Below are 13,406 nucleotides of genomic sequence, written 5' to 3' on the forward strand. Positions count from 1 at the left end.
GTAAGCCTTCTTTCATTTAAAAATAAACGAAAATAATGAGTACAAGTAATATTGCTCCGAAAATACCAATCCCGATTAAAAAAGAAGTGTTTTTGTATCGAGGTGGTGTATGAACATCTTGTCGATATCCAGGAGAAATTTCAGGAGCGAACTCTTCATCATAGGAAGAATGTTCTTTCTTTTCATCCATATGTTTGCACCTTTCTTTTTCACTAGGTTGTACGTTACGAAGAGGAACTATGCAGGACGAGGAAAAAAGAAAATAAAAAAGCCGCGAATATTAGCGACTTTTTTGCATTGCATATTTTTTTTGTACTTGAAAGAGACGAATGAGCAGAAAGGCTGCGCCAAATGCTAGACCTAAAATAAGACCGATCCAATATCCTTTTGCTGCCCAAGATGTGTATGTCGCCAGTACATAACCAAGTGGGAGACCAATGATCCAATATGCAATTAGCGTCATAATTAGGGCGACATTCACATCTTTATAACCACGCAATGCGCCTTGTACTGGAGTAGCGATTGCATCGGAAATTTGGAATAAAATCGCAAATATTAGAAACTCTTTTGCTAAATGATGGACAGTTGCATCTGCTGTATAAATAGATGCAATTTGATCGTCGAAGAAAAAGAGGAGAACAGAATAGAATAGGGCAAAAGCAATTGCGAGCCCTATGCCGATAAACCCGTATTGTTTTGCGCTTTCATAGCGCTTTGCTCCAACTTCAAAGCCGACTGTAATGGTCATAGCCATTGCTAAACTTAAAGGCGTCATATATAACAGTGTTGCAAAATTCATTGCTGCTTGATGGGCGGCAATTGTTGTTGTATCAAAGTTGCTCATAAATAACGTAACTGCAGCAAAAATACTCGTTTCGAAAAAGATAGCAAAGCCGATTGGTACGCCGAGTGTTAATAATTCTTTCCAGCTTGAGATAGACAGGCGGTATAAACGCCGAAATATACCGAAAGATGCAAAAGGTTCTTTCGTACGAATAATAATAATGGTGATGAGTAAAATGCACCAATACGTCGCAGCGGAAGCAATTGCTGCGCCAACTCCACCTAACTTTGGAAAGCCAAAATGACCAAAAATAAATACATAATTTAAAATGACGTTAATTGGTAAAGAGAGTAAAGTAATAATCATCGAGGTGCGCGTTTTTCCTAATGCATCGATAAAGCCACGTAATACCGTATATACAAATAATGGAATAATACCGATTGCGATAATACTTAAAAATTGAGCTGCGATACTTTCAACTTGTTCCTCTAAATTCATCGCATGTAAGATTGGAGTAACAGCAAAGTATCCGATGATAATTACAATGAAGCTGACTAGAATCGCTAAGTAAACAGCTTGCATAACAATATGAGGTACTTCTTCTTTTTGTTTGGAACCGACAAGTTGAGCGACAATTGGCGTCGTTGCCATTAAAATTCCTGTTAATCCAGTACTGGCAGGAATCCAGATGCTCGTACCAATCGCAACCCCTGCTAAATCAGTGGAGCTCGCATGTCCAGACATTGTTGTATCAAAAAAGCTCATGGCAAATAAAGACATTTGCGTCACAAAAATCGGGAAAAATAGTAAGAAAAATTGTTTCATTTTCTGTGAGAGTGAAGTTGTTTCTTTCATAAAGACTCCTTTCCATATAAGACCAAACTGCTTTTACCACGCACAAACAGACAGTAACTCTGCTTACAAAATCAAAGGCTAGATAAGGGGGAACTGCCCGTAAGAGCCCGATTGATGAGGGCTAATTATCAGTGGTGGACAAAGAACACCCACTGATAAAAGTTTCACTTTATCATACAATTTAAAGCGAAAATAGAAAAGAAATACATTTCGGGAAAATCACTTATATATTTTGAAGCAACTTGAAAAAAAGATGCACTTTAAAAGAGGATACGGTATTATGAGAAGGTATGAAAAAAAAGTATATGTTAAGGTATTAAGGAGGCACGCCCCGTGGCTGATTGGTTAATTGGTTTAATTATGGGGGCTGTTGAAGGGTTAACGGAATTTTTACCGGTTTCATCAACAGGTCACATGATTTTAACAGGACATTTAATTGGATTTGAAGGGAATAAAGCAAAAACATTTGAAGTTTTTGTTCAGTTAGGATCGATTCTAGCAGTTGTCGTTGTATTTTGGAAACGGTTATGGTCTTTGGTAGGGATTGGAAAAGTGACGCAAGGACCGTCTTTAAATTTACTACACATTATTATCGGGATGATTCCAGCAGGATTACTTGGATTCTTATTTCATAGTAAAATTAAAGAAGTTTTATTTGGAGCAGGACCGGTTGTTATTAGTTTAGTTGCTGGTGGTATTTTAATGATTATTGCTGAGAAGTTTTTAAGACCAAGTACAGCAAAAACATTGGACGAGATTACATATAAACAAGCATTTACAATCGGGATGTTTCAATGTTTAGCACTATGGCCAGGATTTTCACGTTCGGGGTCTACAATTAGTGGTGGATTATTAGCTCGTGTATCTCATACAGCAGCAGCTGAATATACATTTATTTTAGCAGTTCCAATGATGGTAGCTGCAACAGGGTTAGATTTAATTAAAAGCTGGGATGTATTAAGCGTAGCAGATATCCCTCTATTTGCAAGTGGCTTTATTACAGCGTTCGTTGTGGCAATGCTTGCAATTGTTTCGTTCTTAAAATTATTAGCACGTGTGAAATTAACACCATTTGCATACTATCGTTTTATTGTAGCAGCGGTGTTCTATTTCTTCATTATGTAATAAAAAAGACTGCCAAATGGCAGTCTTTTTATTTTGCTATCTTTTCAATCATATTTTCCATCACATGCTCCCAAATTGAGGTGTCAGAAGCTAACGTTTCACGGAATCCAGCATACATTTCTTTTTGCTTTTCTTCAAATTGTGGATCGTCTTTTCCAGGTAATGTGGCACGCATGGAAGTAACTAATTCTTGTATTTTTGGAGCGCGTGGTCCCCAAACTGCTTTTTCGTTTCCAGCTGCGTCAATAAAAATAAAGATTGGAATCGCACGTGCTGTTTCGTTTGTTAAGTATTGATCCATTAACTCCAAGTTTTCATCACGGATAAGAAGGCTCATTTCAATATTCGCAACTTCACAAATGCGCTTCATAACAGGAACGCAAAGAAGAGCATCGCCACACCAGTCGGCTGTTAATGCGATGACACGCCAGCCGTCATTTTGACGATCTTCTAAAACGGGAAGCAATTCGTTTGGAATTAAAAAATTATTATAAATATGTAACAGTTCATATTGGTTAACAGTCATGTTATTTACATATGTATCAAAGGACAAACCTTTTTCAGCCCATTGTTGTAATGTCATATGGAACACCTCTTTCTAATTTGCTTTTATTGTATCAATTTTAGTGCAAAAAAGCTTGTAACTTTACTTCATATATTCAATACACTGTATGAATAATAGATGAACGACCAAAGCAAAAAGAGTGCGGTAAATCGCACTCTTTTTGTGGCTGAAGTGATTATCAGCATGTTAGAAAAGCAACCTTTATCATTTATTTCCAAATGAATAATAAAAGATACATGTTTAAGTGGTTAAAATAGAATTTTCATGAGAGGAAGGTTTTAATTCGTAATGATGGGCTACTAAGCAAATTGAACGCTTAGTGCCTATTAGTATGAGGAAAATAGGTGACAAAATGTGAAAAATAAGGTAATATAATTCATAATGTTTTTATTTAACTATATGAAATAAATGAAGGAGATGTAAACGGTGTCTCAAAATCGTGAACAATTGATGGAGGATTTATCTACACATGTTTTTGCAATGTTTCGCTCGGTGCGTAATGATATTGGAAAAATTTTTGGAGGCTATATTCCATGGAATGAGTTTCTTGTACTTCGTATATTAAGTCGTAATGAAAAAGAGATGGTTTCTCGCGTAGCAAATCAATTACATGTATCAAATAGTCATATTACAGCTGTTACAGAAAAATTAATTAAAAAAGGTTTTGTGACACGTTCACGTTCTACATCTGATCGTCGTGTTGTGTATTTGGAAATTACGGAACAAGGAAAAGAGTTAGTTGCGAAGATGGAAGTCGCGAAAAAACAGTACTTAAAAGAAAAATTTTCAACGCTATCTGAAGAAGAAATGCAAATTATGGTGTCTATTTATAAAAAGCTAATATAGTAAGAAGTGGTACTTATATTTCATATTGTGAAGTGAAAGATAGAAAAACGGAGGGGGTGTTTCATGGAGCATCTAGATCAAAGACGAAAAATAATCAAGGTCTTCACGTTAATGTGAAGACTTTTATGTTTTATCCCGCATTAACGGGCAGTAAGACCCCCACCTCAAGATTTAGAGAGAAACAAAGAAGATAGGTGGGGATAACTGCCCGTAAAAGCCCGATTGGTTCAACTAATAATCAGTGGAGATGAAGAAAACTCCCACTGATTAAAGTTTCACTTTATGCGTGCTGAAGCTGAGTCTCATGATATGAAAAGAAATATAAGCAGGAGCTCGTTAATGGATAAGAAAGAAGTGTGTAACAAGGTGTGTATGTATTACGCAAGAACAGGCGGTCATACTTCTACCTCGAAGTTCCGAAGAATGAAAGTAGTTAGGTGAGGGGAAACTATCCATAAGACCCCAATGGGTGAGAGATTCACCAGTGTAAGAAGTAGCAGGAAAGACAATACTACTACTTATAGAAGATGGAAGGAGGGGGCAAGATGACAAATCGTAACGGTAGTCAAGGAAGTGGCAATCAAGGATCACCGAAAACAGGGCAGTTCCAACAAGAGTTTGGTTCGGAATTTGTGAGTGGTGATGATAATAAAGGGAAGGAATATAATTCGAAAAAAGGAAGTAAATCAAAAAAGGAGTGATACAATCACTCCTTTTTTGATTTATGAAGCTGCCGAGCTGTCTGCATCATATTTTTCTATAGTATGGAAGTGATCTTTACTAGCGTAGTCCTCATGCCTAGTTCTTTTTTTGTAAATGGTTCTGTTATCATTTATTGTTGATTTGCTTATTAAACTAACGGGGGAGGTTAGTTTAATAGGCAGGAAAATTATTGCTAATATCAAAATATACAGTTTATGTATTTTAGAATATGCCTTGTTCAACTATAGGGTGCTTTAGTTCAATAAGACATAAAAAAGGACCAAACCTGGTCCTTTTTTTGCTCGAATTATTAACACTGCTGTTTAAACAGAGCTTTGTAAATAAAAGAAATTATGAAGTATTTCATACGCAGAAAGAAACTTTGTTACATATGTTATTAAAAAAAAAAAGCCACCTTGTCAATGCAAGGTGGCTTGGAAGGGGGACAATTTATGTCAATTTTAATTAGGGATGGAAAGCTGTTCGAGACACTGGGGAATGTCTCATTATTAGGGAGGAACAGCTTCGATAGTTATACTATAAAAGATAGGTGTGAATTCAATGTGAACTTGAAGTGAAAGGGATGGGGATTTTCAAAGTTTTATCCCGATATTCTTGGGCCGTAATACCCTCACCTCAAAATTCAGAGAGAAATATAGGAGTTAAGTGAAGGAGAACTGTCCGCTAGAGCACGATTGTTGGTAGTTTTCTAACGGCGGAAGAGGAAGAAATCTACCATTGATAGAAGTTTCACATTATATGAAAATAAAAGTTGAAATCTATGAAAAAAAGGATTATGCTCAACTATGTTATGAGAGTATAAGGATGTATTAAGGGAGTTAATGATATGGAAGCAGCAAAAAAACAAGGCTTTAAAAATCGTTTGATACGATTAAGTCCGCCGCAAATTTTAGCAATGGGCTTTTTTTGTTTAATTGTTGTCGGAGGATTGTTATTAAAACTACCGTTTGCGACAAAAGAGTCTATTAGTTGGGTGGATGCCTTTTTCACTGCAACATCAGCGGCCACTGTAACAGGGTTAGGTGTTGTGGATACTGCAAGCACTTTTACAATGTTTGGTCAAATTGTTATTATGCTATTAATTCAAACAGGTGGTCTTGGATTAATGACGATTGCAATTTTAATTGTTTGGATATTAGGAAAGAAAATTGGATTGCGTCATCGTCTATTAATTGGAGAAGCGTTCAATCAAACAAATATCGGTGGTCTTGTAAAATTAGTAAAACGTGTCTTTATTTTTTCTATTTGTATTGAACTAGTTGGAGTTGTTTTTTTATCCATTCGTTTCATTCCGGAATTTGGATTTGGGAAGGGACTATATTATAGTTTCTTTCATGTTATAGCAGCTTATAATAATGCGGGATTTGCCCTTTGGCCTGATAATTTAACACGTTATGTAGGGGATCCAATTATTAACATTGGAATTTGTTCTTTAATTGTTACTGGTGGTTTAGGATTTACCGTGTTAATTGATGTATGGTATAGTCGCAGTTTTCAGAAACTATCACTTCATTCAAAAATTATGATTGTTGGAACTATTGCGCTCAATATAATTGCGATGATTGTGATTTTGTTATTGGAGTATAATAATGTAAAAACGTTAGGATCATTATCTATAGGCGAGAAACTATGGGCTTCGTTCTTCCAAGGTATTACACCAAGGACGGCTGGATTTAATACTGTTGATTATGGAAGCATGGAAGAATCATCAATCTTGTTTACGATGATTTTAATGTTTATTGGGGCAGGAAGTGTTTCAACAGGTGGAGGAATTAAATTAACGACATTTGTTATTTTAATTACATCGGTTGTTGCCTTTTTTAGAAAGAAAGAAGACTTTGTTTTATTTCATCGTTCAATCAAAATGTTTACAGTAACAAGAGCACTGGCGATTGCGGTTGCCAGTCAAATTCTTATTTTTGCAGCAGTCTTTGTATTAATGCTGACAGATAACTTTAGTTTTATTCAGTTGCTGTTTGAAACGATTTCTGCATTCGGTACAGTTGGATTAACAATGGGAATCACAGCGAAATTATCAGCTATTGGAAAATGTATTATTATGTTTGTTATGTTCTGTGGATTAATTGGACCTTTAACACTTGTATTTTCCCTAGCACGACCAGCGAAGGAAAAAATTCGTTATCCATCAGAAGATGTTTTCACAGGATAAGGTATCTCGCAAAAAGCGAGATACCTTTTTTCTTTAAGAAGATGTTCCAAAAGTCCGGTACTTGTGTAGTTCCATCTACACTCCGTATCCTCCTGGCTTCCGCGCCTCGAACTGCTCTGCTCTCTTTATCCTTCTTTTTGAACACGTACTTTAATTATTTCTTTAAAAAAGTGAGAACAATAATCCGATAATCGCAGCGCGGAATAAGAGAGCAACAAGTGCTGCAATTCCACCGATAATAGCTGCAATGCTTCCTGTAACGGTAGCGCCACGATTATAAGCATATATACCAAGTAGGACAGAAACAAGTCCAAAAAGTATTGGAAATGTGAAGAGTGATAATACCGCGAGAGCAAGAGCGATAAACCCAGCTGTTGAACCAGCCGTTTTTGATTTTACTTCGTCTTTATCATCATAATTGATGCGCTGGGGTGCAACTTCTGCCGCATACTCTTCTTTATAATCGCCTTCTTTTCTACGATGTTCATCAAATTTATCAGTCAAGGTGATTTCTCCTTTCGTAACAAGGTTCTTTAATAGTATGTATGTATTTTTATTTTTTATCCCGCATGTGCAGTAATGCCCCTCATCTTAAATTTCTGCAAGAAGCAAAGAAGTTAGGTGGGGGATAAACTGCTCGTAAAAGCCTGATTGGTGAGGGCTAATGATCAGTGGAAGATGAAGAAAACCCCACAGATCAAAGTTTCACTTTATCCCGCATGAATGAACAGTAGGCACGACACCGCAAGATTTGAAGGTTGAAATGTGCCAAAAGATAGCAGCTTTAAATGAATTGTAAAACTTGGTATGAGTTCCTCTATTTTGGAAAGGATAAAAAAGAATTAAGAGGAAAAAGGTGGTTTGTATAATGGAACATCCAATTGAAAATTTAATGAAAACGGCAATGACAAACTTAAAAGAGATGGTTGATGTGAATACAATTGTCGGAAGTCCTGTTTCAACAGCAGACGGAAACGTTGTTTTAACAGTCTCTAAAGTTGCTTTTGGCTTTGGTGCAGGAGGAAGCGACTTTAAAGGAAATGCGTCTGTAGGAAAAAGTGGAACAGGGCAGGGGCAACAAAAAGAGGTGAGGCAAGGACATCCATTTGGTGGTGGAAGTGGTGGAGGGGTTTCGATAAATCCGGTTGCGTTTTTAGTGGTAGGAACAAAAGGAGTGCAAGTTTTGCATTTACATAGCGGTACACATCTGATTGAAAAAGCCTTAAATATAGTTCCAAGTACTGTCGATAAGTTCGTAAATGGTCATTAAAAAGCGGACTTGCATTTTTTAGGAATTATGATATATTAGAAAAAGTGTGTTTAGAGACCGATAAATATAACTGGAATATAAATATATATGATTTAAGAAATAAGGGAGAGGTAGTTATGATTAACATCAAGAATTTTACTGTTGGTTTATGCATGTTAGTGAGCGGATTTGTTGTGTATGTAGTTAAAAAAAAAGCACAGTTCTAAAAACAGGTCGATCGTAATGTCTGTTTTTATTTTTGGGAAAACATTTGACATGTTTGCATATTAGTGTTAATATAATATTTCGTGTCTCAGTTACAGCTAGTATGGATTGAATATTTCTTATGGATACAGTATATAAGATTTGCGAAAGATCGGGCAGTTATGCCAACAACTTTTGTAAACAGACCCAAAAAGTTGTATTTATAAGCTTATACACATACTAGTGTATAAGGAGCGGTCATTGGAACCGTATTGATGAGAGAGAGGTAGGGCTTTCATCCAGTATATGTTACTTTCCCATTAGGTGAATATAAAAAAGAGAAGTCTCCTTTTTCATAAGGAGACTTCTCTTTTTTATACATGTTACATCAAATAATTGCATCATCTTTTAAAGACTACTTTCAACTCTTTGACAGATTTCATCAGTTGTTAAGCCACTTGCTTCAATGACAGATCCTTTTAACTCCGCATTTTGAATCCCCATGACATTAGAATCTAGCCCAGTTACGACACAACAATCGCATCCTTGTGCATCATTTTCGGATTGTAATGAGATGATCTCATATCCTTTTTGTTGCAATGCTTGTTGAACATCTGTTAACGAATTTTCAACGCCAATTTTCGCCATACTCTTCACCTCCTGCCATCTAGTAATATGGTCCGTTTTTTTGGAAAATATTCTTATCTTGTAGAAAAGTTGGCAAAGAGGAGACTAAATTAGTCGTTATACACACCTGTTAACATTTGACTTACGAATTGGTTATTTAAGTGTTCTTGGGCGGAATCGTCATTAGAGTGCACATTAATAGATGCGATAAAGCTATTGTTTTGTTTCGGTTCTTCATTTGGATATACTTCTACATAATTGTTAAATTTACAAAGTCCTTTCGTATTCATTAGATCAAATAGTTGTAACATCTCCACCACTTCTTGTCTTGTTCCTTTAATTTGTACACATGCCATATTATTTTCCTCCTTCGTTTGATAAATTGCTTTTTGAAAATAGGATTATGAAAGTAACGTGAAAAATATGATTATTATTTTTATACAATATTCTTTTTCCTATTTTCACTCCTTTTCATTCAAAATTCGCTTTTATTCGCAAATACACGAAATAAGACGTCCGTTTATTGAATACAATAGATTCGCAGCATTTTCTAAAAATCCTTCTTCCTAAACAAATGTTTTTTTAAACGAAAAAAATCGAAAAATATTTTTCTTTATTTTGTAACCGTTAACAATGTTGGTATATCAATATAAACAAGCAAGTACATAAATTTAAAAATTGTAAATTTTCAAAAAAATTAACTTGATTTATTTAAAAAGGAGAGTAAACTAGGAAACAATAAAAACTCACAGAATATAGGGGGCGCTTTCAAGTGAACGAGCAATGGATTTTCTTAAATGGAGAATTTGTTCCAAAAGACGAAGCAAAAGTTTCTGTTTATGATCATGGTTATTTATATGGTGATGGGGTGTTTGAAGGGATTCGTGTCTATAGTGGCAATGTCTTTCGGTTAAAGGAACATCTCATTCGTTTATTCGAGTCAGCAAAATCCATTATGTTAGAAATTCCATATACGTTAGAAGAAGTGACCGGTATTGTTGTTGAAACCATTCGCCAAAATAAGCTTTCTAACGGTTATATCCGTTTAGTAGTATCAAGAGGTGCTGGAAACCTCGGTTTAGATCCCGATTCTTGTTCGAATCCAAATGTGGTTGTAATTGCGGAACAATTAGCATTATTCCCGTCAGAATATTACGAAAAAGGAATTCCGGTTGTGACAGTTGCAACACGTCGCAATCGTCCAGATGTATTAACACCACAAGTGAAATCTTTAAACTATTTAAATAATATTTTAGTTCGAATTGAAGCGAAGCTTGCGGGTGTGCAAGAAGCACTTATGTTAAATGAACAAGGTTATGTTGCGGAAGGATCTGGCGATAATGTGTTCATTGTAAAAGGAAATAAATTAGTTACACCGCCAAGTTCTGCAGGAGCATTAGAAGGAATCACCAGAAATGCGATTTTGGAAATTGGAGAAAAACTCGGATATGACGTAAGAGAAGAATTATTTACACGTCACGATGTATACGTAGCTGATGAAGTATTTTTAACAGGAACGGCTGCTGAGGTTATCGCTGTTACGACAGTTGATGGAAGAATTATTGGTTCTGGAAACCCTGGGCAACATACAAACCGTTTATTAGAAGAGTTTCGTAAATTAGTTGTGGAAGATGGCGAGAAAATTTACGAAGAGAATAAAGTTGGATGATAGAAGAGTAAATGACATTTGTGATTTGTTACGAAGGTTCAAAAAGAGGACTGGATATGTCAGTTCGTTATGAAATTGTAAAGCGTTGATAGGGAGGAGTAGTTGATTGTGAAGCCTCACAGAGAGTCGGTGGTTGCTGGAAACCGATGGTTCACGTTGACGAACATCGCCCTTGAGTGCCAAGCCGAAGCATTTGTCTAGGCTTGGACGGTAGCTCCGTTATTAGCTAGGCTCAATAAAGAGTCTCTGAGGCAAGAAATGTTCTTGCAAAGAAGGGTGGTACCGCGAAATCTTTCGTCCCTTCAGCACATAGCTGGAGTGTGGGCGTAAGATTTTTTTAGTGTATAAACAATTTTAAAGGAGGTTCATAAGAGCGATGTCTTCAAAAACGGAAGAAAAAATGGCAACCGGTGCACAGCTGTTGTTAGAAGCGCTAGGAAAGGAAGACGTAGAGGTTATTTTTGGTTACCCGGGAGGTGCTGTCCTGCCGCTATATGATGCGATTTATGATTGTGAAATTCCTCATATTTTAACAAGGCATGAGCAGGGTGCTATTCATGCGGCAGAGGGATATGCACGAATTACAGGTAAACCGGGTGTTGTCATTGCGACAAGTGGACCTGGTGCCACAAATGTTATTACTGGTCTTGCAGATGCCATGATTGATTCACTACCACTCGTTGTGTTTACTGGTCAAGTGGCAACAAACTTGATTGGAACTGATGCTTTTCAAGAAGCAGATATTATGGGTCTTACGATGCCGGTGACAAAACATAATTATCAAGTGCGTAATGCTTCTGATCTGCCGCGGATTATTAAAGAAGCATTCCATATTGCAAAAACGGGTAGACCAGGACCGGTCGTTATCGATCTTCCGAAAAACATAGTAGTAGAAAAAGGTGAGCGATGTAGTGACGTACAAATGGATTTACCAGGTTACCAGCCGAATTATGAGCCTAATCCACTCCAAATTAACAAATTATTACAAGCGATTGAAGTTGCAGAAAAGCCGTTGATTTTAGCGGGAGCTGGTGTTTTGCATGCGAAAGCTGCAAAGGAATTAACTGCTTTTGCTCGCATGTATCGTATACCAGTCGTTCATACGCTTCTTGGATTAGGCGGATTTCCACCAGCTGATGAATTGTTTCTAGGAATGGGCGGAATGCATGGGTCGTATACAGCGAATATGGCATTGTATGAGTGTGATTTACTCATTAATATCGGCGCAAGATTTGATGATCGTCTGACAGGGAATTTAGAGTACTTTGCAAAAGGAGCTACAGTCGCACATATCGATATTGATCCAGCGGAGATTGGAAAAAATGTGTATACAGAAATTCCGATTGTAGCCAGTGCGAAACAGGCACTAGAAGCACTGCTTGTGTGCAAGGGACGAAAGGAAAATCATGGAGAGTGGTTATCACTGTTAAAGAGTAGAAAAGAAAAATATCCGTTTTCTTATCGTGAAGATTCTGAAAAAATTAAACCACAAGCGGCAATTGATATGTTATACGAAATTACGAAGGGAAAAGCAATTGTAACGACAGATGTTGGTCAGCATCAAATGTGGGCTGCTCAATATTATCCACTTAAGGATCCTGATAAGTGGGTAACTTCAGGAGGACTCGGAACAATGGGATTTGGATTTCCGGCTGCTATTGGTGCACAAATTGCAAAGCCAGAAGAGCTAGTTGTAGCGATTGTTGGTGATGCAGGGTTTCAAATGACATTACAAGAGCTAAGCGTATTGAAAGAGCATTCTCTCCCAGTTAAAGTTTTGATTTTAAATAATGAAGCGTTAGGCATGGTGAGACAGTGGCAAGATGAATTTTATAATCAACGCTATTCCCACTCCTTGCTTTTTTGTCAACCAGACTTTGTGGCACTTGCTCATGCATATGGCATAAAAGGAGTGCGAATTGAAAATGCATTACTGGCAAAACAACAGTTACAAGAAGCGATTGCTTTGCCAGGACCAGTTTTAATTGATTGTCGGGTACTTCAGTCCGAAAAAGTTATGCCAATGGTTGCTCCTGGAAAAGGAGTTCACCAAATGGAGGGGGTGGAGATATGAAACGGATTGTTACGGCAACCGTACGAAATCAGAGCGGGGTACTGAATCGAATTACAGGTGTCATGACACGAAGGCACTTTAATATTGAAAGTATTTCTGTTGGGCATACGGAATCATCGGATATTTCACGGATGACATTTGTTGTTCATGTAGAAAACGAACAACAAGTGGAGCAACTTATCAAACAGCTTCATAAACAAATTGATGTGTTAAAAGTGTCTGATATTACAGAAGAAGCCTTAATTGCAAGAGAGCTCGCTCTTATTAAAGTAGCAACGACAAGTGTATCCAGGTCAGAATTGTACAGTTTAATTGAACCGTTCCGAGCCGCTGTAATAGATGTTGGGAAGGATTCCATCGTCGTACAAGTAACGGGGACGCAAGAAAAAGTAGAAGCGCTTATTGAGCTACTGCGCCCATATGGCTTAAAAGAAATCGCAAGAACAGGTGTTACAGCATTTACGCGCAGCATGAAAAAACAAGATAAGCAAATCATGTTAATTCATTAATCATTT

Annotated in this window: 15 protein-coding genes and 1 other annotated feature; of the genes, 9 read left to right on the top strand and 6 right to left on the bottom strand. The window is 36.9% G+C overall.

Annotated features, from left to right (window positions below; translation table 11 throughout):
* Positions 1–16: 16 nt before the first annotated feature.
* Both QRE67_RS06755 and QRE67_RS06760 read right to left on the bottom strand, forming a co-directional pair.
* A complete protein-coding gene (locus QRE67_RS06755; RefSeq protein ID WP_286124134.1) occupies positions 17–190 on the bottom strand; it encodes a 2-isopropylmalate synthase in 174 nt (57 codons plus the stop codon).
* Between the two features lie 90 nt (positions 191–280).
* Complete coding sequence (locus QRE67_RS06760; protein WP_286124135.1) at positions 281–1,639, bottom strand: MATE family efflux transporter; 1,359 nt, start codon at positions 1,637–1,639, stop codon at positions 281–283.
* Positions 1,640–1,972: 333 nt separating this feature from the next.
* On the opposite strand from QRE67_RS06760, the gene bacA reads away from it, so the two are divergent.
* Positions 1,973–2,764: an undecaprenyl-diphosphate phosphatase gene (gene bacA / locus QRE67_RS06765; protein ID WP_286124136.1), complete on the top strand. Its 792-nt coding sequence runs from the start codon at positions 1,973–1,975 to the stop codon at positions 2,762–2,764.
* 28 nt (positions 2,765–2,792) lie between these two features.
* Here the strand turns inward: bacA and QRE67_RS06770 are convergent, their stop codons facing one another.
* Positions 2,793–3,347 (bottom strand): thioredoxin family protein, encoded by a 555-nt coding sequence (locus QRE67_RS06770; protein ID WP_286124137.1) that lies wholly within the window; start codon positions 3,345–3,347, stop codon positions 2,793–2,795.
* 408 nt (positions 3,348–3,755) lie between these two features.
* On the opposite strand from QRE67_RS06770, the gene QRE67_RS06775 reads away from it, so the two are divergent.
* The 3 genes from QRE67_RS06775 to QRE67_RS06785 all read left to right on the top strand — a co-directional run bounded on the left by QRE67_RS06775 (position 3,756) and on the right by QRE67_RS06785 (position 7,068).
* Positions 3,756–4,175 carry a MarR family winged helix-turn-helix transcriptional regulator gene (locus QRE67_RS06775; RefSeq protein WP_286124138.1) on the top strand — a complete coding sequence of 140 codons (420 nt, stop codon included), beginning with the start codon at positions 3,756–3,758 and terminating at the stop codon, positions 4,173–4,175.
* 545 nt (positions 4,176–4,720) lie between these two features.
* Complete coding sequence (locus QRE67_RS06780) at positions 4,721–4,876, top strand: imidazoleglycerol-phosphate dehydratase (protein ID WP_286124139.1); 156 nt, start codon at positions 4,721–4,723, stop codon at positions 4,874–4,876.
* Positions 4,877–5,724: 848 nt separating this feature from the next.
* Complete coding sequence (locus QRE67_RS06785) at positions 5,725–7,068, top strand: TrkH family potassium uptake protein (RefSeq protein ID WP_286124140.1); 1,344 nt, start codon at positions 5,725–5,727, stop codon at positions 7,066–7,068.
* Positions 7,069–7,230: 162 nt separating this feature from the next.
* Here the strand turns inward: QRE67_RS06785 and QRE67_RS06790 are convergent, their stop codons facing one another.
* Positions 7,231–7,572 carry an imidazole glycerol phosphate synthase gene (locus QRE67_RS06790; RefSeq protein WP_286124141.1) on the bottom strand — a complete coding sequence of 114 codons (342 nt, stop codon included), beginning with the start codon at positions 7,570–7,572 and terminating at the stop codon, positions 7,231–7,233.
* 364 nt (positions 7,573–7,936) lie between these two features.
* On the opposite strand from QRE67_RS06790, the gene ytfJ reads away from it, so the two are divergent.
* Together ytfJ and QRE67_RS06800 are read left to right on the top strand one after the other, a co-directional pair.
* Positions 7,937–8,338 (top strand): GerW family sporulation protein, encoded by a 402-nt coding sequence (gene ytfJ / locus QRE67_RS06795; RefSeq protein ID WP_353507055.1) that lies wholly within the window; start codon positions 7,937–7,939, stop codon positions 8,336–8,338.
* Positions 8,339–8,454: 116 nt separating this feature from the next.
* A complete protein-coding gene (locus QRE67_RS06800) occupies positions 8,455–8,544 on the top strand; it encodes a phosphoribosyl-ATP pyrophosphatase (protein WP_286124142.1) in 90 nt (29 codons plus the stop codon).
* A gap of 385 nt (positions 8,545–8,929) precedes the next feature.
* Here QRE67_RS06800 and QRE67_RS06805 read toward each other — a convergent pair whose 3' ends face one another.
* Positions 8,930–9,169, bottom strand: coding sequence for a YkuS family protein (locus QRE67_RS06805; RefSeq protein WP_286124143.1), 240 nt, complete (start codon positions 9,167–9,169; stop codon positions 8,930–8,932).
* 89 nt (positions 9,170–9,258) lie between these two features.
* On the bottom strand, positions 9,259–9,504 hold the full coding sequence (locus tag QRE67_RS06810; protein ID WP_286124144.1) for a DUF3911 family protein: 246 nt from the start codon (positions 9,502–9,504) through the stop codon (positions 9,259–9,261).
* A gap of 416 nt (positions 9,505–9,920) precedes the next feature.
* Between QRE67_RS06810 and ilvE the strand changes: the two genes are divergently transcribed.
* The 3 genes from ilvE (at position 9,921) to ilvN (ending at position 13,400) form a co-directional block, all read left to right on the top strand.
* Positions 9,921–10,817 carry a branched-chain-amino-acid transaminase gene (gene ilvE, locus QRE67_RS06815; RefSeq protein ID WP_286124145.1) on the top strand — a complete coding sequence of 299 codons (897 nt, stop codon included), beginning with the start codon at positions 9,921–9,923 and terminating at the stop codon, positions 10,815–10,817.
* Between the two features lie 76 nt (positions 10,818–10,893).
* Positions 10,894–11,122, top strand: a binding site (T-box leader).
* A 71-nt stretch (positions 11,123–11,193) separates the two neighbouring features.
* Positions 11,194–12,891: an acetolactate synthase large subunit gene (gene ilvB / locus QRE67_RS06820; RefSeq protein WP_286124146.1), complete on the top strand. Its 1,698-nt coding sequence runs from the start codon at positions 11,194–11,196 to the stop codon at positions 12,889–12,891.
* On the top strand, positions 12,888–13,400 hold the full coding sequence (ilvN, locus tag QRE67_RS06825; protein ID WP_286124147.1) for an acetolactate synthase small subunit: 513 nt from the start codon (positions 12,888–12,890) through the stop codon (positions 13,398–13,400). Before ilvB ends, ilvN begins: the two co-directional genes overlap by 4 nt.
* Positions 13,401–13,406 lie beyond the last annotated feature (6 nt).

This window comes from Bacillus sp. DX3.1 (genome assembly GCF_030292155.1).
Classification (GTDB): Bacteria; Bacillota; Bacilli; order Bacillales; family Bacillaceae_G; genus Bacillus_A.

What these genes read in the sequence shown, in the direction of transcription:
- QRE67_RS06755 (WP_286124134.1), bottom strand. Translation starts at nt 190, where the DNA reads ATGGATGAAAAGAAAGAACATTCTTCCTATGATGAAGAGTTCGCTCCT.
- QRE67_RS06760 (WP_286124135.1), bottom strand. Translation starts at nt 1,639, where the DNA reads ATGAAAGAAACAACTTCACTCTCACAGAAAATGAAACAATTTTTCTTA.
- QRE67_RS06770 (WP_286124137.1), bottom strand. Translation starts at nt 3,347, where the DNA reads ATGACATTACAACAATGGGCTGAAAAAGGTTTGTCCTTTGATACATAT.
- QRE67_RS06780 (WP_286124139.1), top strand. Translation starts at nt 4,721, where the DNA reads ATGACAAATCGTAACGGTAGTCAAGGAAGTGGCAATCAAGGATCACCG.
- QRE67_RS06785 (WP_286124140.1), top strand. Translation starts at nt 5,725, where the DNA reads ATGGAAGCAGCAAAAAAACAAGGCTTTAAAAATCGTTTGATACGATTA.
- ytfJ (WP_353507055.1), top strand. Translation starts at nt 7,937, where the DNA reads ATGGAACATCCAATTGAAAATTTAATGAAAACGGCAATGACAAACTTA.
- QRE67_RS06800 (WP_286124142.1), top strand. Translation starts at nt 8,455, where the DNA reads ATGATTAACATCAAGAATTTTACTGTTGGTTTATGCATGTTAGTGAGC.
- QRE67_RS06805 (WP_286124143.1), bottom strand. Translation starts at nt 9,169, where the DNA reads ATGGCGAAAATTGGCGTTGAAAATTCGTTAACAGATGTTCAACAAGCA.
- QRE67_RS06810 (WP_286124144.1), bottom strand. Translation starts at nt 9,504, where the DNA reads ATGGCATGTGTACAAATTAAAGGAACAAGACAAGAAGTGGTGGAGATG.
- ilvB (WP_286124146.1), top strand. Translation starts at nt 11,194, where the DNA reads ATGTCTTCAAAAACGGAAGAAAAAATGGCAACCGGTGCACAGCTGTTG.
- ilvN (WP_286124147.1), top strand. Translation starts at nt 12,888, where the DNA reads ATGAAACGGATTGTTACGGCAACCGTACGAAATCAGAGCGGGGTACTG.